Origin of the sequence: Rhodococcus sp. APC 3903 (assembly GCF_030407755.1) — a bacterium.
Lineage (GTDB): Bacteria > Actinomycetota > Actinomycetes > Mycobacteriales > Mycobacteriaceae > Rhodococcus_F > Rhodococcus_F erythropolis.
Genome location: NZ_JASDCV010000001.1, coordinates 1 through 18,891, shown reverse-complemented (window position 1 = coordinate 18,891; position 18,891 = coordinate 1). Strand labels below are relative to the sequence as shown.

Here is an 18,891-nt window from a genome sequence, read left to right as displayed (position 1 = left end):
CAGCTACCAAACCTGAGATTCGTCGATGCCCAACTGTCGCGCGTAACCGGAGTTGAGTGCGTCCCAGCCGTACTCGCGCGCCCGTTCGCCCACGATCGGTCCGAAGGGCTCGCCTGCCAGAAGGGCATCGAGTACGTCGAAGCACAAATGCCACCCGGCAGCGAGTGCCGACGCCATCCCCTCGGCGCGCGACCTCTGCGTAAGTACGACGCGGGTGCCGCCCTCGACCGAGGTCAGATCCCACACCAATTCGTCCGGGCCCCACTCGTGTTCGAGCCGCCGAGTGGTCTCCACAACGTGAACGGTGACCGGCAGCGACATTTCGGGGGCTCCGTCCTCGGTGAGCATGGTGATCACGGCGTCACCGGTACGGCTCAGATTCCGATCGGCGGTGTACGGCGTCCATTGCGCCAACATCTCCGGGTCGGTGATCGCCTCCCACACCTTCTCGACGGGATACGGCAGCACCCGAGGGAAGCTGACGACTGTGTCGTCCCCGTCGACGCTCACCGTGACGTCGGACAGGGCACTGGGCTGATACGGCTGGGCACTCATGATCCGATCTCACCAGGAACCACCGACACGGGCAACTGCCCGCTCGGCGTTCAGAACACGAACAAAGCCGATGCGGCCGCGACTGTCGCCTCCACCACCGGAAACTTCACCACGGACAAGTCGTGTCGCGCTCCTTCGAACTCCACCAGACGTGTCGCGGCGGGAACCAGGTCGAGTGCTGCCTGTATCTCCTCCGTCGTCGCGAACTCGTCCTTCGATCCGTGGACGACAACGGTCGGTGTGTTCAGGTCGGGCAGGTGTTCGGTTCTGAGCTTCTCGGGCTTCTTCGGTGGATGCAGTGGATAGGACAGCAGGACCAGGCCGTCGACAAGTCCCGGGTTCTCCGCTGCCATCATCGACGCCTGCCGACCGCCGTACGAATGTCCGCCGAGCAGAACGGGTCCGGGCACCGAGTAGTCCGAGCGAACAGCGGCAATCACCTCGGCAATGCCCGCACGATCCTCCGCAGCACGCGACGGATGCGGCGGCCCCGAAGCTCGACGCACCCGAAACGCGAGATCGAAGCGCAGAACTTGCACTCCTGCTGCAGCAAAGCCGTCGGCGACAGCACGCAACAGCACAGTGTCGCAATTACTTCCGGCGCCGTGGGTCAATGCCAGGGTTGCGACGGGCACTGACTCGGGGCGGTGCAGGAAACCGTGCAGCGCGCCTTCGTCGACCGCTTCGACAGTACTCATGGACGCATCCTTGTCCGGCCCGCTCGGGCCTGTTCGACTGCGGCAGCCAAGCTGCCTTCGTAGACCGGCCCGTGTCCGGGAAACAGCGCGCCGGCGGGCGCAGCGGCGATATTGTCCAACGCCTGGTCCGTCACTCCACGGTCATGGTTGAAGGGGCACACCAGAAATTGTGGTCCGGCGACACTCGAGGTCGCGTGCCCGGTCACCAGAGCGTCACCCGACGCGATGACTCCTGCGTCGGGAACAAGGTAAGCGCTGTGGCCGTCGGTATGCCCGTGGGTAGGAATCGGCACGATCCGACCGGGAACGTCCAGCGCACCATCTGGCGCAAAGGCCTGTGCTCGAGGCAGTTCCGCGCCTTTCAACGCGCCTGCTCCGATCACGTCGCGTAGCCACTTCGGAGCGCCTCGCCGCCACAACAGCAACGGAACTTTGGCCGGCGACAACTGCTGCAGGTACTCCCGCTTCGCGTGGGGCACTTCCAACGGATCCATCAGGACCGGAACCTCGAGCCGAGTCACGATGTCCGCGATTCCACCGATGTGATCGATATGCGCGTGAGTGACGAGGATTGCCCGAACATCCCCGAGCTGGTGACCGATCTGCTCGATCGAGCGTTCGACGTCGGCGCCGTTGGCCGGGTATCCGCCGTCGATCAACGTCAGATCGGACCCCTCTTCGACCAGGACCCAATTGGCGTGACCGCACCGAACCAGATGTGTGTTCTCGATCTGCGTGATCGACAGTGCCGCAGTAGTCATGCTTGGTAGTCTGCGCCACGTGTCGGAATCCGTGAAGCAGGCCAGCAGCCGCAGCATTCGAGATCGCGCCGAAGCGTCGTTGGTAGCAGCCGCATTCGCGCTGCCCAGCGCGGTGAAACGTCGAATCACCGGGCCACCCGTCGTCATCGAGGGCAACACGCTCGACGCCGACGCACACCTGCTGCTCACGCTCGCGAAGACGCGGCCACTCCCCTCACATTCCACCGATCCCCAGTCACTCGCCGCTGCTCGCGCCAATCTCACCCGAACCGCGATCATGATGGGTGGCAGGCCCGCGCAGGTCCGCACCGAAGAGATCTCCGTTTCGGGTGCCGACGGCCCGCTCCGCGCCCGGCTCTACGTTCCGACTGCCGACACCGGCGCTCTGCTCGCCTACTTCCACGGCGGCGGCTGGGTACAGGGCGGCATCGAATCCCACGACGCTCCGTGTCGCCTGTTGGCCGAGACCTCCGGCGCACGGGTCATCTCGGTCGACTACCGGCTTTCACCCGAATTCGCTTTCCCCACACCGGTAAACGACGCCTATTCCGCGTACCAGGATATCGTCGACCGCGCCGAAGAGTTCGGGGCAGACCCGACACGCATCGCTGTCGGAGGAGACAGTGCGGGCGGGCACCTGTCCGCGACGGTGGCGTTGCGTGCCCGCGACGACGGCAAGACCCCACCGGCAGCACAGCTGTTGATCTACCCCGCGACCGACTTTCACGAGAAGGCTCCCTCGAGAACGACGTTCGGTGAAGGCTTCTTCCTGACCGAGGCCAATATGAACTTCTACGAGTCCAGCTTCCTCGGCAAGGATGCCGATCGACTCGACCCGTTGGTGTCGCCGCTACGCGCCCCCGACGTGGCCGGACTGCCACCAGCCATCGTGATCACGGCGGGATTCGATCCACTCCGAGACGAAGGCGAAGCGTACGCAGCACGATTGCGAGACAACGGTGTTCATGTCACGGATCGACGCTATCCCGGCTTCATCCACGGCTTCGTCAACATTCTGGGGCCCAGTGCCGGATCCCGTGCAGCGGTCGCCGAGATCGGCGGCATGCTCCGCGCACTCCTCAGCCGCCCGACAGAATCTCCCGCACCGTATCCACCAGCGGATCGACGGGAAGCTCTGGGCTGATTGCGCGCTGTAGCCCCAAACCGATTCCGACGCTGAGCATTCGCAGCGCGGCTGCGTCCGGATCCAGCGTCGGCGTCACCCCGTTGGATTCCGTGAGGTGTTGGACCAATCCGGCGATCAGTCCCCGCACCTGGTCTGCACCCGCCGCGATCTTCTCCCGAATGTCCTCGCTGTGCCGCGATCTCACCGAGAACTCGACCTCGAGCAGCGTCCACCTCTGGTCCCCGATTGTTCGCTCGGCCCACCGCGCGAATTCAGCCACCGCATCGTCGAGGGTCGATTTCGCCCCGAGTTGCGCAGTGATCTCACCGACCTTGGTCAGCCTGATCCGGCCGAGAACTTCGGCACACAATTCATCCTTGTTCTTGAAATTCGAGTACACCGCCCCCTTGGAGTACCCGGCGTCCTCGGCGATCTGATCGAGAGAGGCCGCGGCGTATCCGCGATCGAGAAAGTGCTCGACGGCCGTCGCCAACAGGGTCTCGCGGGTCAGCGCCTGCGCTTCCTGCCTGGTCAATCGCGCCATCGGAACCTCCCAGTGGTCCTCGGTATCGAGATTCCCACGGTAGCCGAATACCGCGAACGGTTGTCGAGTGGAGTACTGAAACCAATTTTGGGGTACCAACGTTATTCGGATACTGATAGTCTCCGAAACATGACTTCAGATGTGACCGGTACCACCGTGCGCCAAAACAGTGCACCGAGACGCGGCTTGGCCATCGGCTGCGGCGGCACTCTCGGTTTTGCCTGGACCGTTGCCGCGCTCGCCTCGGTCCGGGATGCACTCGACTGGGACCCACGGGAAGCCACAGCCATCATCGGGACGTCCGCCGGCGCCGAGTTCGTGACGATGCTCGGCAGCGGAGTCGGTGTCGACGAGTTGGTTGCCATGCAACTCGGCAACGCCGCCGCACGCCCCGAGCTCCTCACCCACATCGCGTCGGCGCCCGGAAAGCTCCCGCCACTTCCGAGACTGGGCGTCGGCAATCCACGACTCCTCACGCGTCGAGACCTTCCGGTTCTGAGCCGGATGAGCGGCATCGCACCGGTTGGTGGCGGCGACCCGTCCTGGCTCACTACGCTCGCCGAATCACTTGCTCCGGGCGATTCGTGGCTCCCACATCCGAACGCGTACATGGTATCCATGGACTACAGAACGGGGCGACGGGTCGCATTCGGGGCACAGGGGGCTCCGAAAGTGACCGTCGGTGAAGCGCTCCGAGCGTCATGGGCGATTCCCGGCTGGTTTCCACCCGTCACGATCGACGGCGTCAGGTACATCGACGGCGGCGCCGCATCCACGGCTTCGGTAGACCTTCTGCTCCCCCTTCAACTGGACGAGCTGGTTGTACTGGCGCCCATGGCTTCTCGAACCCTGAGGCCGGCGCGCGGCGCCGCCCGTATCGAACGCAGTGCCCTGCGCAATGCCATGTCCAAGGGGCTCGATCAGGAGATCGAACTGGTCCGCTCCGCGGGTACCAGAGTCATACGAATCGATGCCACCGACGACGACCTTGCCGTGATGGGCGCCAACTTCATGGACGGCCGCCGACGGCTCGCCACCTTCGAATCATCGCTGCGTACAACACGTGCGAGTGTCAAGCGCGAACTCGATGTGCACCCGTTCCAGCCCACTCGTTCCCACCAGTGAAAGCGCAGACTCAGTGAACAACGAATCTGACCACTTCGAGGTCGTGATCATCGGCGGTGGAATTTCCGGAATCGGCGCGGCTATCCACCTGCAGCGTCTCGGAATCGACAACTTCGCACTCCTCGAGAAGGCCGACTCCCTCGGTGGAACCTGGCGCGCCAACACCTATCCCGGGTGCGCCTGCGACGTTCCATCCGGTCTGTACTCGTACTCCTTTGCCGCCAATCCGGATTGGACGCGCTTGTTCGCGGAGCAACCGGAGATCCGCGAATACATCGAGAACACGGCGGGCACGCACGGAGTGGACAAACACGTTCGCTTCGGGGTCGAAATGCTCTCCGCGCGATGGGATGCGTCGCAATCACTGTGGAAGATAACAACTTCCAGCGGCGAACTGACTGCTCGCTTCGTGATAGCCGCTGCCGGCCCATGGAACGAGCCCCTGACACCGGCGATACCCGGACTGGAAGCGTTCGAGGGAGAGGTGTTTCATTCCTCGCAGTGGAATCACGACTACGACCTGACCGGAAAACGCGTCGCCGTCGTAGGAACCGGAGCCTCGGCAGTCCAGTTCGTTCCGCGCATCGTTTCCCAGGTCTCCGCCCTTCACCTCTACCAGCGAACCGCTCAATGGGTTCTTCCCAAACCCGATCACTACGTACCGCGGATCGAAAGGTCCGTCATGCGATTCGTGCCGGGAGCACAGAAAGCCTTGCGCAGCATCGAATACGGAATCATGGAAGCGCTCGGATTGGGATTCCGTAATCCGTGGATCCTGCGAATCGTGCAGAAACTCGGGTCAGCCCAATTGCGCCTGCAGGTACGCGATCCGAAGCTGCGCAAGGCATTGACTCCCGACTACACCCTCGGTTGCAAGCGACTGCTCATGTCGAACTCGTACTATCCGGCCCTCGGCAAACCCAACGTCAGCGTCCATGCCAACGCCGTCGAGCAGATCCGCGGTAACACCGTGATCGGCGCCGACGGAGTGGAGGCGGAGGTGGACGCCATCATCTTCGGAACGGGCTTCCACATCCTCGACATGCCCATCGCATCCAAGGTATTCGACGGAGAAGGTCGATCACTCGACGATCATTGGCAGGGAAGCCCGCAGGCGTACTTCGGTTCCGCCGTCAGTGGATTCCCCAACGCGTTCATTCTGCTGGGCCCCAGCCTCGGCACCGGGCACACATCGGCGTTCATGATCTTGGAAGCCCAACTGAACTATGTGGCGCAGGCAATCGGCCACGCCCGTCGTCACGGCTGGCAGACCATCGACGTGCGAGAGGAAGTTCAGGCAGCCTTCAACTCTCAGGTTCAGGAGGCATTGGGGACCACGGTCTACAACGCCGGTGGTTGCGAAAGCTATTTCTTCGACGTCAACGGCCGCAACAGTTTCAACTGGCCGTGGTCGTCCGGCGCCATGCGTCGACGGCTACGGGACTTCGATCCGTATGCCTACAACCACACGTCGAACCCTGAGTCAGACAACACGCCCCCTGAACCCACGCCGTCTGAACCCACCACCAGTCCGGAACCGGAGTACACCGCATGAGCCTCTTCGGCACCACCTACCCGCCGATCGATCTCGACGGAGCGGTCGTCGTCATCTCGGGCGGTGGCCGCGGAATCGGCAGGGCGACAGCCAAGTTGTTCGCTGCTCGCGGTGCACTCGTATGCGTCGGCGATCTCGACGAGGAGACGGCCGTCGACACAGCGGAGTCCATCGGCCCACGTGCCCGCGGTTACCTGCTGGACGTCACCTCGCGCGATTCCTGGGATATGTTCGTCTCCAAGGTGATCGGCGAATTCGGCCACATCGACATTCTCGTCAACAACGCGGGAGTGATGCCGCTCGGCAGCTTCCTCGACGAGTCCGACGCCACCAGTCGAGTCACCCTCGACGTCAACATCTGGGGGCCTATTCACGGGATGCGCGCCGTGTTGCCCGGCATGGTGGATCGACGACGCGGGCACGTCGTCAACATCGCATCGATGGCAGGCAAACTTCCGGTACCCGGGATGGCCGTGTACAACGCCAGCAAGTTCGGCGCAGTGGGTCTTTCGGCTTCTGCCCGTGTCGAATTCGCAGATTCCGGGGTCAGCGTCAGCGCGATCCTGCCCAGCGCGGTGCGGACCGGCCTCTCGTCAGGCGTGCCACTCGGAAAGGGACTGCCGACGGTTGAGCCCGAGGTAGTGGCCAAGGCCGTCGTCGACACGGTCGCGCATCGGCGAGCCGAAACTGCAGTTCCCCGTTACCTTGCGGGCTGGGATCTCGTCGACGCACTGGCCCCCGAATGGATCATCAACATCGGCCGCCGGGTGATCGACGATCGCCGCGCACTGACATCGGTAGATCCGAACGGGCGTGCGGACTACGAAAAGCGAGTGGCACGTCAGGCCGAAAACGGGGAGCACAATCCGAAGTGAACCGGGTAGTTTCGTGGCCATGTACATCCGCCGCGAAACTTCTTCCGACCGTGACGCCATCTATTCACTGCTCGGGGCGGCGTTTGCCGACCAGGCACCGCCCGGCGAGACTCCCTACGAGATCGAACTGACACGCCAACTCTTCGCCTCGGACGACTACTTACCGAAGTTGTCGCTGGTCGCCGTAGCCGGCGGTGAGATCGTCGGCTTCGTGATCGGGACACGCGGATGGGTCGGTCCCGTGGAGGCTGTTGGCCTCGGCCCGCTGGCTGTCACCCCGGGTAACCAGCGCAGCGGGGTTGGTTCGGCACTGATGCACGCGGTGGTCGGCGCGTGCGACGCCCTGGACGTGCCGCTGATCGCACTCTTGGGCAGCACCGAGTACTACCCGCGGTTCGGATTCGTCACCAGCACGGACGTCGGAGTGGAGTCTCCGGAAGCTGAGTGGGGCGCTCACTTTCAGATCAGAACGCTCACCACACATCGCGCTGATCAGACGGGGAAGTTTTCATACGCAGCGCCTTTCGGAATCGCGTGACCCGGAGCGCGATGTAAGAGTTCTTTGACATACGGCGTGCGTGAATCTACGCTCAACCCTGTCAAAGAACTCTTACATCCGGGAGGCTTCATGAGCACCACGGCACGGTGGAGCCTGGTTATCGGCATCGGCGTCGCAGTAACGCTGACCCTCGGCTTTTTCGCAGCACTGACCGCCGGCGACCAGAAGACGTTGACCTTCGTCGTCTTCGCAATCGTCATGGCGCCGGCTTGCATCGGATCGGTATGGGCCCTTTTCCCATCGGAAAAGAACAAGGCTCCCGCCTATCCCGAGGACACCGTCGAAACAGAATGGAGTCGCAAGGCCGGATTCGGCGCGTTCACAGACTTGATCACTGCCATGGGAATCGCGCTGATCGCGCACAATGTCTTCGGCGCTCCCGAACTGCCGCTCCTGATCTTCACTGCCCTCGGCCTGGTCGACTTCGGAATTCGGTACTGGGCGGTGTCGAGGGACCGCTCCCCCACGATCGAGATCTGATGCGCAACAACCTTCAAGAACTTCGTACGGCAGCCGGATTGTCACAGCAAGCGTGCGCCGACGCACTCGGAATCACGCGCCAAACCGTCATCTCGATCGAGAAGGGCCACTTCGACCCGCGTCTGTCACTGGCGTTCCGAATCGCCGAGTACTTCGACAAACGCGTCGACGACGTCTTCTCCAGCTGACGTCTTCTCGGGCTGACAGAAGATCAGTCGAACAGGGTAGGCGACCCGTTTTCGTCTTTCCCGTCGTCGACCGCCGTCGTCTTCTTGCCCGAGCCCTTGCGGACGACGGTCAACGTCGTCGTTCGACGCGACAACCTGTGCCCGTCACTGTGTTCGAGCAACGCCATGCCCTGGCGAACTTCGACTACCGTCCACGGACCCGCATGGCCGGCTGCCTGCACGAGGTCACCGGACTCCACCTCAGTTGCCATGACCACTCCTTGTTCGTCGTGTCCTGCACGTTCTCCTTCCTATTATCGACGCGGCCACCTGGTAGTCGACGCGCAGGGTACCTACGCTGCAGCAGCAACCTTGACCGCATGGCCGACTTCGGCTCGGAATGCCGCGTATTCGGGTGAGCCTCGGAGATCGTCGGGATCGACGCCGGTTCGTGGCAGATCGATTTTCAGGTCCAGCGCGACCTTGCCGGGCCGGCTTGTCAGAACTACGACGCGGGAGCCGAGAAAGGCCGCCTCGTCGGCACTGTGAGTGACGAAGACACTTGTTCGCCCCGATTCGGCACTGACACTGCGGAGGTCCTCCTGCAGACGCTCGCGAGTGAGGGCGTCCAATGCGGCAAAGGGCTCGTCCAGCAACAGCAACGACGTTTCGGCCGCCAAGGCCCGGGCAATTGCCACCCGCTGCTGCTGCCCGCCGGATATTTCCCAGATACGCCGGTCCGCTGTGCCGCCCAGACCGACGCGGTCGAGAAGCTCGTCGCGCCTTCGCCCGCGTTCGCTCTTCGTCACCCCGGCATATTTGAGTGCCAGATCGATGTTGCCGCCCACCGATTTCCACGGAAACAGTCGTGGTTGCTGAAACACCACGCCGGCACTCGACCCGGGAATCGGGTCGGATCCTGATACCTGAACTGTTCCACTGGAAGGATTTTCGAAACCCGCAATCAGCCGCAGCAACGTGCTCTTGCCGCAACCCGACGCTCCGACGAGGACCAGAAACTCACCAGGGGCGACGTCGATCGATACCGGCCCGAGTGCTGTGACGGACTCTCGACCGTGGCCGTACTTGTGCGAGACGGTGTCGATTCGGATCGCGCCCGGGCGGTCGGCAGCGAATCCTCCCGCGGCCTGCTGTGCGGTCTCGCTACTGGTCAAGGACATCGGGAAGCCCCTTCACATAGAGAGCATTCTGAAAGACCGCCAGATCAGGCACACTGTCGATCTGCTTCTGCTCGGCCAGGAATTGCGCTGCACTCTGCAGGTTCATTGCAAGATTCCCGGGAGCGCCTTCGGTGCCCAGCCATTCCGGCGAGGAGATCTGCTCGGGAGTGAGGAACACTCCCTGCTTCAGCTGCGCTGCCGCGTCTTCCTTCGAGGCACCCAATTGCGCGGCAACAGCTTCCGCTGCCGCGTCCGGGTCTGTGGCGATTGTCGTGAGCGCGCGGGCCTGAACCTTTCGCCAGGTGTCGACGATCTCGGGGTGGTCCTTGGCAAACGCGGTCGACACCACACCAAGATCGAGTGTCGGCTTTCCAGCCGTCGCGAGCTCGCGGCTGGCGATCAACTGTGTTCCGTCCTTACGGAGTTCGTCGAGCGTGGGCAACCAGGTGTAGACGGCATCGATGTCACCTCGCTGCCAGGCAGCGAGGGATGCTTGCGGCTGGAGATCCACCAACTGGACGTCGTCGGCACTGAGTCCGGCCTGGTTCAGTGCTGCCAGCAGACTGTAGTGCGCGGTCGAGGCGAATGCCGTGGCCACTTTCTTGCCACGCAGATCTGCGACGGTCTTGATTCCGGTTGCGTTGCGCGCCACCAGGGCTTCGTTGTCGCCGGCCACGTCGAGAACAAACGCGACCTGGTACGGAATGTTCAGCGGTGCCGAGAGGCCACGAGCAACCGGACTCGAACCGATTGCGCCGAAATCGATTTCACCGGCGATGAAGGCGGTGTTGATGTCGGCTCCCGAATCGAACTTCGTCCACTTCACGTTGTACTCGGGCAGTGCGTCTTCGAGCCAGCGATTGTTCTTGACTATCAAGTCGCCGCTCGGGAACGACTGGTAAGCGATACGGATCGTTTCCTTGGACGAATCCTGGCCCGAATGATCCACCGAGCACGCACCGAGAACAAGGGCAAGAACGCCGATCAGCACCGTGAACGCCGTCCGGGAAGCCCTTCCCTCGTTGCGGTTCGGATTGCTGTTGCGCTTCAGATTGCCGCTGGGCTCGGAAATGCTGCCATATATCTCATTGTCGGTCATACTTTTCCCCTCCAGGGAACGGCGCGGCGCTCAGCAGCCCGCAACAGTCCGTCGATGATCAAACCGGAGAATCCGATGGCGAAGATCCCCACCAGCACTACCGGAGTGTTGTTGTAATTGCTTGCATCCTTGACCATTCCGCCGATTCCGGGGATGCCGTTGAACAATTCGGCCGCGACAACTGACGAGTACGCCATACCCACCGACAAGCGAATGCCCGTGAAAGTTTCAGGCAGCGCCGACGGGACAACCACGTCTCGGATCACTTGTGCCCGTGAGGCTCCCAGCGCCCTGACAGCTTCGACCAGCCCGACGGGTGCCGCGACAACAGCAGCTGTGGTGGCCACTGCTGCCGGCGGGAGGGCAGCCAGCGCCAGAAGCGTGATCTTCGGCGCCTCGTCGATTCCCAGCCAGATCACCAGCAGGAAGAAGTACGCCAAGGGCGGCAGTGCCCGCAGGAAGGTCAACCACGGTTCGAGCAGGCTCCGCAGCCACGTCACCGATCCCATTGCCAAACCTAAGATCACGCCCAAGCCGACGCCGATGATCACACCGACCAGCACCCGTCGCAGCGTCATGTAGAGGTGCTCCCAGAGCAAATACCCCTGGTAGCCACGCACTCCGTCGTGCGTGGTCATCGTGTTGACGAAGGCATGCCAGACCGTGCTCGGAAAGGGCACGAAGGTCTCACTCCAGGTGCCGCTCGCCGCGGCGACCTGCCACAAGGCCAAGAATGCGATCACGGAAAGCACCGGCAGTCCGACAGTGGTCACACTCGAAGTCCACGGCCGACGCGGCTCACGGTTCGGTTCCGCGACTGATGTTGGTTCTATTGCTTCGACAGGAGTCGACATCGCTGTTCTTCCTCGACGTACGGAAAATTCCGGCACACATGCAGCAACGAGCGCATATGCAGGGGCGAAGGCGCACAGAGCGGCGCCGTTCTCACTCAGGAGAGTCGGAAGGAATCAACAGCAACAGTAGTTGGCACCAAGACGGCACAGGTCGACGGCGATGCGTCGTGTCAGTGGCGTCGTGGGCATGGGGGTAATTACTACCTGTGTCTGCAATTACCCGCAAATGCGGGGGAAATAGGCGTCAGTCGGCCAAGCGAACAGACAGCGAATACATCAGCGGTATCTCTGGTCGTCCGGCCGGGACTCCCCAACGCTTGCCGCCGAGTTCTGCCATCTCCTCGAATCCTTGCCAACCGTTGGCGTACGGGTACTCGTCGAAGGACTCGAGCGTCAATCCGGCACGCCGCAGGGCGCCGAGCACCTCGGCAATGGACCAGTTGAATTCACATGAAGGGAAGGGATTTTCGAAGTTCTCGACTCCGTCTCCCTGAGCGCCCGGCAAGACGAGATCGGCTGAATCTGCCACGTAGTCGCCAACGCCACCGGGTTCGGTCACGGGAGTCCCGCCTCCGTACGGGTATGTCAGCGACCACTTCTCGTCGAAACACATGGCAAACGGATGAAACTCCACCAGAACGAATCGACCGTTCGGCGCCAGAACACCGGCAATCCCCTCGGCCCACTCGTCGAGATCGGATAACCAGATCACCGTTCCGTACGAAGAGAAGACTCGATCGAACTTCCTCCCGGTAGCGCCGGCATCTCGGAGCCACGCAGATACATCCGCTCGCTCGAAATCAGCGGCAATGCCGGATTCCGCAGACAATGTTCGCGCGAAGTCGATCGCAGAATCCGAGATGTCGACGCCGGTCACCGCGGCACCGAGAGCAGCCAAACTCAACGAATCCTGACCGGAATTGCACTGCAGATGAAGAATCGAGGAGCCGTCGATTTCGCCGAGCAGCGCCACTTCTTCCGGAAACAAGGTCGACCCGCCGTTGCGAAAGAACTGTGCTTGGTCACCTTTGTGACTGTTGTGAGCGACGGTCGCCGCATTCCACGACAACCGATTCATCTCCACTGCGTCCATCTCTACTGCATCCACCTCTCGGCCCACAACAACTCCGCCCGAGTTCACCACGCCCCCGGTCACGTCGGCAATCGATTTACTGGGCTGGAAACCTATCCGAACGAAGATGCAACAGGTTACAGTTTTTCGACGGACCATCGAAGGAGAACCAGTGCGCTACGGACTCAGCCTGTTCACCAGTGATCGCGGCATCCGCCCTGCCGATGCAGCAAAGGCTGCGGAGGCGAATGGATTCGACGCCTTCTACGTTCCGGAGCACACTCACATCCCCGTATCGAGGGATTCCGATCACCCCGGAACCCAGTCGGCAGAATTGCCCGACGACCGTTACATGCGCACACTCGACCCCTGGGTTGCCCTCGGCACCGCCGCGTCGGTCACGAGCACCATCCGATTGGGCACCTCGGTGGCCCTCCCCCTCGAGCACGATCCGATCACTCTCGCGAAAACCATCGCATCGCTGGACCATCTTTCCGGCGGACGCGTGGTTTTCGGCGTCGGATTCGGCTGGAATGCAGAGGAACTCGCCGACCACGGCGTACCGCCCAACAAACGCCGGACCGCACTCCGCGAGTATCTCGAAGCCATGGGTGAACTGTGGTCGAAGGAAGAAGCTTCGTACGACGGCCAATTCGTGAAGTACGGGCCAAGTTGGGCCTGGCCCAAGCCAGTTCAGAAGCCCCGTCCGCCCATCCTCTTGGGCGGTGGCGGTAACGAGAAGACTTTCAAGTGGATCGCAAAGTCTGCCGACGGGTGGATCACCACACCCATCGAGCAGGAGATCGACGGAAACGTGGAACTGCTCCGAAAGATCTGGGCCGAAGCAGGTAGAGTCGGCGAGCCTGAAATAACCGTCCTGGCAGGCAAACCCGATCCGGAGAAGCTCGCCCACTGGGTAGATATCGGTGTCACGGAGGCGATGTTCGGCACTCCGGACAAGAGCCCCGAAGAGGTGGTCGGATACATGGAACGTCTGGCAGCCAAGCTCGGACGGTGAGGTCCGCCACAGCACCTTGACCTCAACTGCACTCGAGGTTTTAACGTCGGTATTGCACAAGACAGTGCAACGACAGCAAATCCCGAGTCAGAAGAGGTGCTAAGTGTGACGACAAAACTGGTTGGCACCCAACCTGTTTCGGACGTCGCTGTTGATTCGGCGCCGTCCATCCGAAGCGCATTCGTCGAGGCATTCCGAAATCATCCCGCCGGCGTCTCGATCATCACCGCGACGGGCGATGACGGCCCGGCCGGCATCACGTCGTCTTCGGTGATCTCGATCAGCGCCGATCCGGCAGTTCTGGCGTTCTCACTGCAGTCGTTGCGTGGTTCTGCGAGCGTCATTGCTTCCGCAAGCAGTTTTGTTGTTCACCTGGCAAATTCGGCGAACGCGCGACTGGCGGCCACGTTCGCGACCCGCGGCGCTGTCCGCTTCGGAGACGACATGCGCTGGTCGTTTCTGTCGACGGGTGAACCATTCCTGCACGGCACGGGCCACGCCTTGCGGGCGGTTCCCTTGAATGCCACGACGTGTGGCTCCGCAGTGATTGTCACCGCCCGCGTCGTCGACGTCATCGATCCGCAGCACGTGTCAGCGCCGCTCGTCTATCACGATCGAACCTATCGAAATCTCTCGTCTCACAACATTTCCTCAAAGGAAGGCATGTCACATGACTGAATACGTTCTCCCCGAGCTGGACTACGACTACGCCGCACTCGAACCGCACATCTCCGGCGAGATCATGGAACTGCACCACAGCAAGCACCACGCCACGTACGTGGCGGGCGCCAACAGCGCAATCGAGCAGTTGGCTGCTGCACGCGAAGACGGCACGATCACCGCGAAGGCGCCGCTGCTCAGTAAGAACCTCGCCTTCCACCTCGGCGGCCACACCAATCACTCGATCTTCTGGAAGAACCTCTCCCCCAACGGCGGTGAGCGACCAGAAGGCGAGTTGGCAGCCGCGATCGACGAGCACTTCGGTACCTTCGACGCATTCGTCAACCACTTCTCCGCTGTAGCAACGACTTTGCAGGGGTCCGGCTGGGCGGTACTGGCCTACGACACGGTCGGGCAGCGCCTGGTCATCGAGCAACTCACCGACCAGCAAGGCAACATCAGCATCGGTATCGTTCCGCTGCTCATGCTCGACATGTGGGAGCACGCTTTCTACCTGCAGTACAAGAACGTCAAGGCCGACTACGTAAAGGCTTACTGGAACGTCATCAACTGGGAAGACGTTGCACAGCGATACGCGGCGGCCACAGCCTCGACCGGCTTGATCGTCCCCGCCTGATCACTGCCGCATCATCCCGATCAGCCCAGCTCGGCACGGTGGCTCCGTTGCCGAGCTGGGTTTTTGCACCCCCGAGATCGATGTATGTGAAGGCAGGTAACATACACCGAGCGCGGCCGACTCGGCCGTCCGCCGATTCGACTCCAAGGGGAACCAGTGCTCGATATCAGTGGTTTGATCGCGACGTGGCGTCCGACGCTGGACACCGCAGCGCGCAATGCATGGGGACTCTCGTTCGGCGACGGTGTCGAGAAGGCCGAACGCACGCCGTCGGTACTGATCAGCGAAGGTCCACACCGCGATCTGTATCGCTTCGGCGCATTGTGGACGCCCAGAGGCAACCCGGTCCTCCTCGTACCTCCCCTCGCGGTTTCAGCCGACTGCTACGACCTTCGTGCAGGCCAGAGCCTCGCCGCACACCTACTGGATGGCGCAAACACGCCCTACCTCCTCGACTACGGGACCATGCGGTACTCCGACCGCGGAATGGGTTTCGAGGCCTGGGTCGACGACATCATCCCGGAAGCGATCCGTACGATCTCGGACTTACATGACGGCGCACCTGTTTCGCTGATCGGGTGGAGCCTCGGCGGGACCATGTCTCTGCTCACGGGCTCCGCTCACTCCGACCTTCCGATCGCATCGATCACGGCAATCGGCACGCCAATCGATTACACGAAGATTCCCGCTATCAGCCCGTTGAGGCTGATCGGCAAATACACGGGCGACACCCCGCTCACGTCCGCGACCAATCTGGTCGGCGGACTGCCTGCTCCACTCGTTCAGGCGAGTTACAAGGTGACGGCGTTGCAGCGCGAAGTCCTCAAGCCATGGTTCATCGTGCGCAACCTCCACAACACCGAGACTCTGGCTCGCATGGAATCGATAGACAAGTTCATGGCAGCCATGCCTGGATACCCTGGCAAGGCATTTCAGCAGATCTGCGAACAACTCATGCTCGGCAACAATCTCTACAACGACGCTGTCACGCTTGCCGGACGCGAGATCAAACTGTCAGCTCTGAGCGTTCCCGTTCTCGCGGTCGGCGGCACCACTGACGTGATTGCACCCATCGCTTCGGTGGAAGCGATCACGTCGGTCCTCACCGGAGCGCCGTCGGTCCGGTTCGAGAAGGCGCCGGGAAGTCACCTCGGGCTCGTTGCCGGCCCCACCGCGAGAGACTCCACCTGGGCGCACATCGACGAATTCTTGAAAGAGAATGCACCGCAGTTGGTTTCGACCAGCTAAATCACGGCGTCGTGATGCCCGCGGCTACAGCTGCCTTGTGCCAATCCGGGAATTCACTCAGCAAACGGGTGTACAACTGGGCGTCGTCGACGGTGTCGATGTCGTCCAGCGCGAAGAAACCGGCATTGTCGACCACCCTGCCGTCGAGGTCGTCGAGCTTCTCCAGCACTCCGTAGTTGGCCTTGCCGATTCCGACGAACTGCCAAAAGGCCGGGAGCCCAGACGCTTCGCGCATCAATTTCGTGATTTCCTTGCGCTCGCTGAAGCCTCCGTCGGTGAAGAACAGGACGAGCGTCGGCGCCGAACCACGTGTCAGGCCGGAGAGAATCTCAGTCATGATCGGCACTTCACGATTTGCGGCGCCGATCTTGTCATAGTTGAATCCGCCGTGCGAGCCGCGCAAGTGCAGGTAGGTATCCGACCACTCTTCCGCGTCATGGACAGAGATCTCGGGAAGCTTGACGAAGCTGACTGCATACAAGTACGGCTCCAGCTTGCCGTCGTCATCGAGCTGGATCGCAACGGGAACCATGCGTTCGACAACACGATGCACCACTCTGGTGCGGTACTGCTTGGCCATACTTCCGGTTTTGTCGATCACCAGGACCACTCGCGCCCGAATTCCGTTGCCACCCTTGGTCAGCAGGACCTTGGCCACTTCGCGCTTTCGGAGGTCCAGCTTTTCCCGCTTCACCATCGAGAGTTTGGCTTCGTCGGGCACGGTCCGAATGCCATCTGCCGATTCAGCGGAGCCGGCGGATCGGCTCTGCGGTTCCTCGTCGACCGACACTCCGAAGGCAGTGACCAGATCTGCCAATCCGCTGTCCCAACCCGCCGAAACGTTCCGAACCTTCCAGTCCGTGCCGCGGCGATAGATCTCGACGAGGACCGCTGCCCTCTCACTCGTCAAACCCAAAGCCTGAGCCACGATAGCGGTGGAACCAGCCTGCTCCACCACGACACCAAGGCCCCCGACAGCAGAAAGGGTTCCGTTTGCCGCCGCATCAAGCGCCACGGCAACACTCAGCTGGTGGATGTCGGCGGGCAACCTCGCAATGTCGATTTCGATGACGCCGCCGGACTCCAAGCGCACCGCACCTTCGGGCGACACCGGCTGATTGAAGAAGACAAAATCTGCGTCGTTCCGCACCTTGTTCCGTTCGTCGAGCTGGAACACCATCAGGTCCACCGTGCCCGGGGCGCTACCGTTCACCGCCACCTTCAGCGAAGTTCCGTCAACGACTGTGTTCGCTCCACGCGCCAGCTCCATACCGGAAGATTAGCGGGCCACCAAAGAATCAACGGCCCCGCGGTCGGAAGAATCACAGCACACTTTCAGCAATCGCCAGGATTCTCGAGGCAGACTGTTCGTGGAAGATTTGTCGCACGCGGGACCGAGAGCCTGAGCATCGACAGAATCTTAGGGTCGATCAGGAGGTCACCAAATGCCGCACGGCCAGGCGCGCACCATCCCGATGCTGCCACTCCTGCCACCACTGACGAATTTCGACGACGCAAGTCGCTCGGTCGTGTCCTACCTCGACGAATATCTTCCGCTGGCACTGTGGTCGATCACGCGGTTCGACGGGGCGAATCAAATCTTTCTCACCGTCTCACCCAACCCACTTCACATCGAAGTCGGCGAGACCCGGACTTGGCAAAAAACACTATGTGCAGCGAGGTAGTCCTCGGAAATGCGCCGCCAGTCTCATCGAATCGCGCACTCGTACCTGCACTTTCCCGAGATGACAGGTGGGAAGGCATAGGCGCATACGTCAGCATCCCAATCCTTCACAACGACGGCAGTCTCTTCGGCACTCTGTGTGGCGCCGACCCGATTACGGGCGACTCCGTACTCGAGGACAACCTGGCCCTCCTCACTCTCCTGCGCCGACTCCTCGGAACGATTCTCGATGTCGACTATCAGCGCGCGCAGTCAGTGCGACTGGCCGAAACTGCGCAACTCGATGCCGAGACCGACCCGTTGACAGGTCTTCTCAATCGGCGCGGGTGGAACCGCATCCTCGCGGCCGAGCAAACTCGGTACCGCCAATTCGCCGATCCGGGATCTATCATCATCGTCGATCTGGACGGCATGAAGACCATCAACGACGAACTCGGTCACGCCGCGGGTGACGAATATGTTCAACGGGCCGGCAAGATCTTGGCAGCATGCGCGCACCCTGGTGCGGTGGTTTCACGGTTGGCCGGAGACGAGTTCGGAATCGCTCTGCCCGATACACAGCCGCGCGCCGTCGACTACCTGGTCGAGTGTTTGGAGAAGGCGTTCCGGAATGCCGACGTCTGTTGTTCGATCGGCCGAGCCGACTTTTCCATGTTCCAAAGCCTTTCCGAGACTTGGGATACGGCCGATGCCGAGATGTACCGCCACAAGCGCTCGAAGCACTGATTCGACTCCCCCACGGCCTGGTGGCACCGCATCGGAGGATCCCTTCGATGCGGTGCTGGCCCGTGTTCTGTTGTGCCCGAGGAGCACTACCTCAGGTTTTGAAGGTGGTGTTCGTGGGCCGCGGGTGCTGCTGCGGGTCGATCGAGGGTGGTGGGATGAACCACGGTTTGTTGTCGACGCCGATGCGGATTTCCCATTTCCCGACGAAACCCGATTTCCGGTGCATCAGCCGGTGATGTGAACGGCACAGCAGGACAAGGTTGTTCA

22 protein-coding genes and 1 pseudogene are annotated in these 18,891 nt (G+C 61.9%); 12 read left to right on the top strand and 11 right to left on the bottom strand.

The features are described from left to right. Positions 1-3: 3 nt before the first annotated feature. The 3 genes from QMA15_RS00115 to QMA15_RS00105 are packed head-to-tail and all read right to left on the bottom strand — an operon-like array spanning position 4 to position 2,014. Entirely contained in the window at positions 4-555 is a 552-nt protein-coding gene (locus tag QMA15_RS00115) for an SRPBCC family protein (protein WP_020970638.1), read from the bottom strand. A gap of 50 nt (positions 556-605) precedes the next feature. Further along, the gene (locus QMA15_RS00110) at positions 606-1,253 is read right to left on the bottom strand and encodes an alpha/beta fold hydrolase (protein ID WP_279164411.1); all 648 of its coding nucleotides are present in this window, start codon (positions 1,251-1,253) and stop codon (positions 606-608) included. Then, positions 1,250-2,014 carry an MBL fold metallo-hydrolase gene (locus tag QMA15_RS00105; RefSeq protein WP_290283535.1) on the bottom strand — a complete coding sequence of 255 codons (765 nt, stop codon included), beginning with the start codon at positions 2,012-2,014 and terminating at the stop codon, positions 1,250-1,252. Before QMA15_RS00105 ends, QMA15_RS00110 begins: the two co-directional genes overlap by 4 nt. A 19-nt stretch (positions 2,015-2,033) precedes the next feature. Here QMA15_RS00105 and QMA15_RS00100 point away from each other — a divergent pair, with 19 nt between their 5' ends. Beyond that, positions 2,034-3,158 (top strand): alpha/beta hydrolase, encoded by a 1,125-nt coding sequence (locus QMA15_RS00100; RefSeq protein ID WP_279164413.1) that lies wholly within the window; start codon positions 2,034-2,036, stop codon positions 3,156-3,158. Here QMA15_RS00100 and QMA15_RS00095 read toward each other — a convergent pair. Next, positions 3,094-3,684 carry a TetR/AcrR family transcriptional regulator gene (locus QMA15_RS00095; protein ID WP_019745124.1) on the bottom strand — a complete coding sequence of 197 codons (591 nt, stop codon included), beginning with the start codon at positions 3,682-3,684 and terminating at the stop codon, positions 3,094-3,096. The two genes, QMA15_RS00100 and QMA15_RS00095, sit on opposite strands and share 65 nt — an antisense overlap. Before the next feature lie 129 nt (positions 3,685-3,813). Between QMA15_RS00095 and QMA15_RS00090 the strand changes: the two genes are divergently transcribed. The 6 genes from QMA15_RS00090 to QMA15_RS00065 all read left to right on the top strand — a co-directional run bounded on the left by QMA15_RS00090 (position 3,814) and on the right by QMA15_RS00065 (position 8,466). Next, on the top strand, positions 3,814-4,809 hold the full coding sequence (locus QMA15_RS00090) for a patatin-like phospholipase family protein (RefSeq protein WP_047889620.1): 996 nt from the start codon (positions 3,814-3,816) through the stop codon (positions 4,807-4,809). A 13-nt stretch (positions 4,810-4,822) separates the two neighbouring features. Continuing rightward, positions 4,823-6,364 carry an NAD(P)/FAD-dependent oxidoreductase gene (locus tag QMA15_RS00085; RefSeq protein WP_070795748.1) on the top strand — a complete coding sequence of 514 codons (1,542 nt, stop codon included), beginning with the start codon at positions 4,823-4,825 and terminating at the stop codon, positions 6,362-6,364. Further along, entirely contained in the window at positions 6,361-7,239 is an 879-nt protein-coding gene (locus QMA15_RS00080) for an SDR family oxidoreductase (RefSeq protein ID WP_070795747.1), read from the top strand. The genes QMA15_RS00085 and QMA15_RS00080 overlap by 4 nt, the downstream gene beginning before the upstream one ends. A 19-nt stretch (positions 7,240-7,258) precedes the next feature. Continuing rightward, on the top strand, positions 7,259-7,777 hold the full coding sequence (locus QMA15_RS00075; protein WP_020908958.1) for an N-acetyltransferase: 519 nt from the start codon (positions 7,259-7,261) through the stop codon (positions 7,775-7,777). 90 nt (positions 7,778-7,867) lie between these two features. Beyond that, positions 7,868-8,278 (top strand): hypothetical protein, encoded by a 411-nt coding sequence (locus QMA15_RS00070; protein ID WP_290283534.1) that lies wholly within the window; start codon positions 7,868-7,870, stop codon positions 8,276-8,278. After that, positions 8,278-8,466, top strand: coding sequence for a helix-turn-helix transcriptional regulator (locus QMA15_RS00065; RefSeq protein ID WP_019745129.1), 189 nt, complete (start codon positions 8,278-8,280; stop codon positions 8,464-8,466). The genes QMA15_RS00070 and QMA15_RS00065 overlap by 1 nt, the downstream gene beginning before the upstream one ends. 23 nt (positions 8,467-8,489) lie before the next feature. On the opposite strand, the gene QMA15_RS00060 is transcribed toward QMA15_RS00065, so the two are convergent. The 5 genes from QMA15_RS00060 to QMA15_RS00040 form a co-directional block, all read right to left on the bottom strand. Next, complete coding sequence (locus QMA15_RS00060) at positions 8,490-8,717, bottom strand: hypothetical protein (RefSeq protein WP_021345436.1); 228 nt, start codon at positions 8,715-8,717, stop codon at positions 8,490-8,492. An 81-nt stretch (positions 8,718-8,798) separates the two neighbouring features. Further along, positions 8,799-9,626, bottom strand: coding sequence for an ABC transporter ATP-binding protein (locus tag QMA15_RS00055; RefSeq protein WP_019745131.1), 828 nt, complete (start codon positions 9,624-9,626; stop codon positions 8,799-8,801). After that, positions 9,610-10,725: an aliphatic sulfonate ABC transporter substrate-binding protein gene (locus QMA15_RS00050; protein WP_290283532.1), complete on the bottom strand. Its 1,116-nt coding sequence runs from the start codon at positions 10,723-10,725 to the stop codon at positions 9,610-9,612. The genes QMA15_RS00055 and QMA15_RS00050 overlap by 17 nt, the downstream gene beginning before the upstream one ends. Further along, positions 10,722-11,579, bottom strand: coding sequence for an ABC transporter permease (locus QMA15_RS00045; protein ID WP_290283531.1), 858 nt, complete (start codon positions 11,577-11,579; stop codon positions 10,722-10,724). The genes QMA15_RS00050 and QMA15_RS00045 overlap by 4 nt, the downstream gene beginning before the upstream one ends. Before the next feature lie 244 nt (positions 11,580-11,823). Further along, positions 11,824-12,735, bottom strand: a complete 912-nt coding sequence (locus tag QMA15_RS00040; protein WP_290283530.1) for a class I SAM-dependent methyltransferase — start codon at positions 12,733-12,735, stop codon at positions 11,824-11,826. Between the two features lie 88 nt (positions 12,736-12,823). Between QMA15_RS00040 and QMA15_RS00035 the strand changes: the two genes are divergently transcribed. From QMA15_RS00035 to QMA15_RS00020, 4 genes are all read left to right on the top strand, one after another. Further along, entirely contained in the window at positions 12,824-13,669 is an 846-nt protein-coding gene (locus QMA15_RS00035; protein WP_290283528.1) for an LLM class F420-dependent oxidoreductase, read from the top strand. A 105-nt stretch (positions 13,670-13,774) separates the two neighbouring features. Beyond that, the gene (locus QMA15_RS00030; RefSeq protein WP_070795745.1) at positions 13,775-14,347 is read left to right on the top strand and encodes a flavin reductase; all 573 of its coding nucleotides are present in this window, start codon (positions 13,775-13,777) and stop codon (positions 14,345-14,347) included. Beyond that, positions 14,340-14,966 (top strand): superoxide dismutase, encoded by a 627-nt coding sequence (locus tag QMA15_RS00025; RefSeq protein ID WP_042952832.1) that lies wholly within the window; start codon positions 14,340-14,342, stop codon positions 14,964-14,966. The genes QMA15_RS00030 and QMA15_RS00025 overlap by 8 nt, the downstream gene beginning before the upstream one ends. Before the next feature lie 156 nt (positions 14,967-15,122). After that, complete coding sequence (locus tag QMA15_RS00020) at positions 15,123-16,214, top strand: alpha/beta fold hydrolase (RefSeq protein ID WP_256063084.1); 1,092 nt, start codon at positions 15,123-15,125, stop codon at positions 16,212-16,214. Position 16,215: 1 nt separating this feature from the next. Here QMA15_RS00020 and QMA15_RS00015 read toward each other — a convergent pair whose 3' ends face one another. Next, positions 16,216-17,484, bottom strand: a complete 1,269-nt coding sequence (locus QMA15_RS00015; RefSeq protein WP_020970652.1) for a VWA domain-containing protein — start codon at positions 17,482-17,484, stop codon at positions 16,216-16,218. Between the two features lie 384 nt (positions 17,485-17,868). On the opposite strand from QMA15_RS00015, the gene QMA15_RS00010 reads away from it, so the two are divergent. Continuing rightward, positions 17,869-18,624 (top strand): GGDEF domain-containing protein, encoded by a 756-nt coding sequence (locus QMA15_RS00010; protein WP_290283525.1) that lies wholly within the window; start codon positions 17,869-17,871, stop codon positions 18,622-18,624. Between the two features lie 91 nt (positions 18,625-18,715). Here QMA15_RS00010 and QMA15_RS00005 read toward each other — a convergent pair. Further along, a pseudogene (locus tag QMA15_RS00005) lies at positions 18,716-18,891 on the bottom strand (HNH endonuclease); the annotation flags it as partial.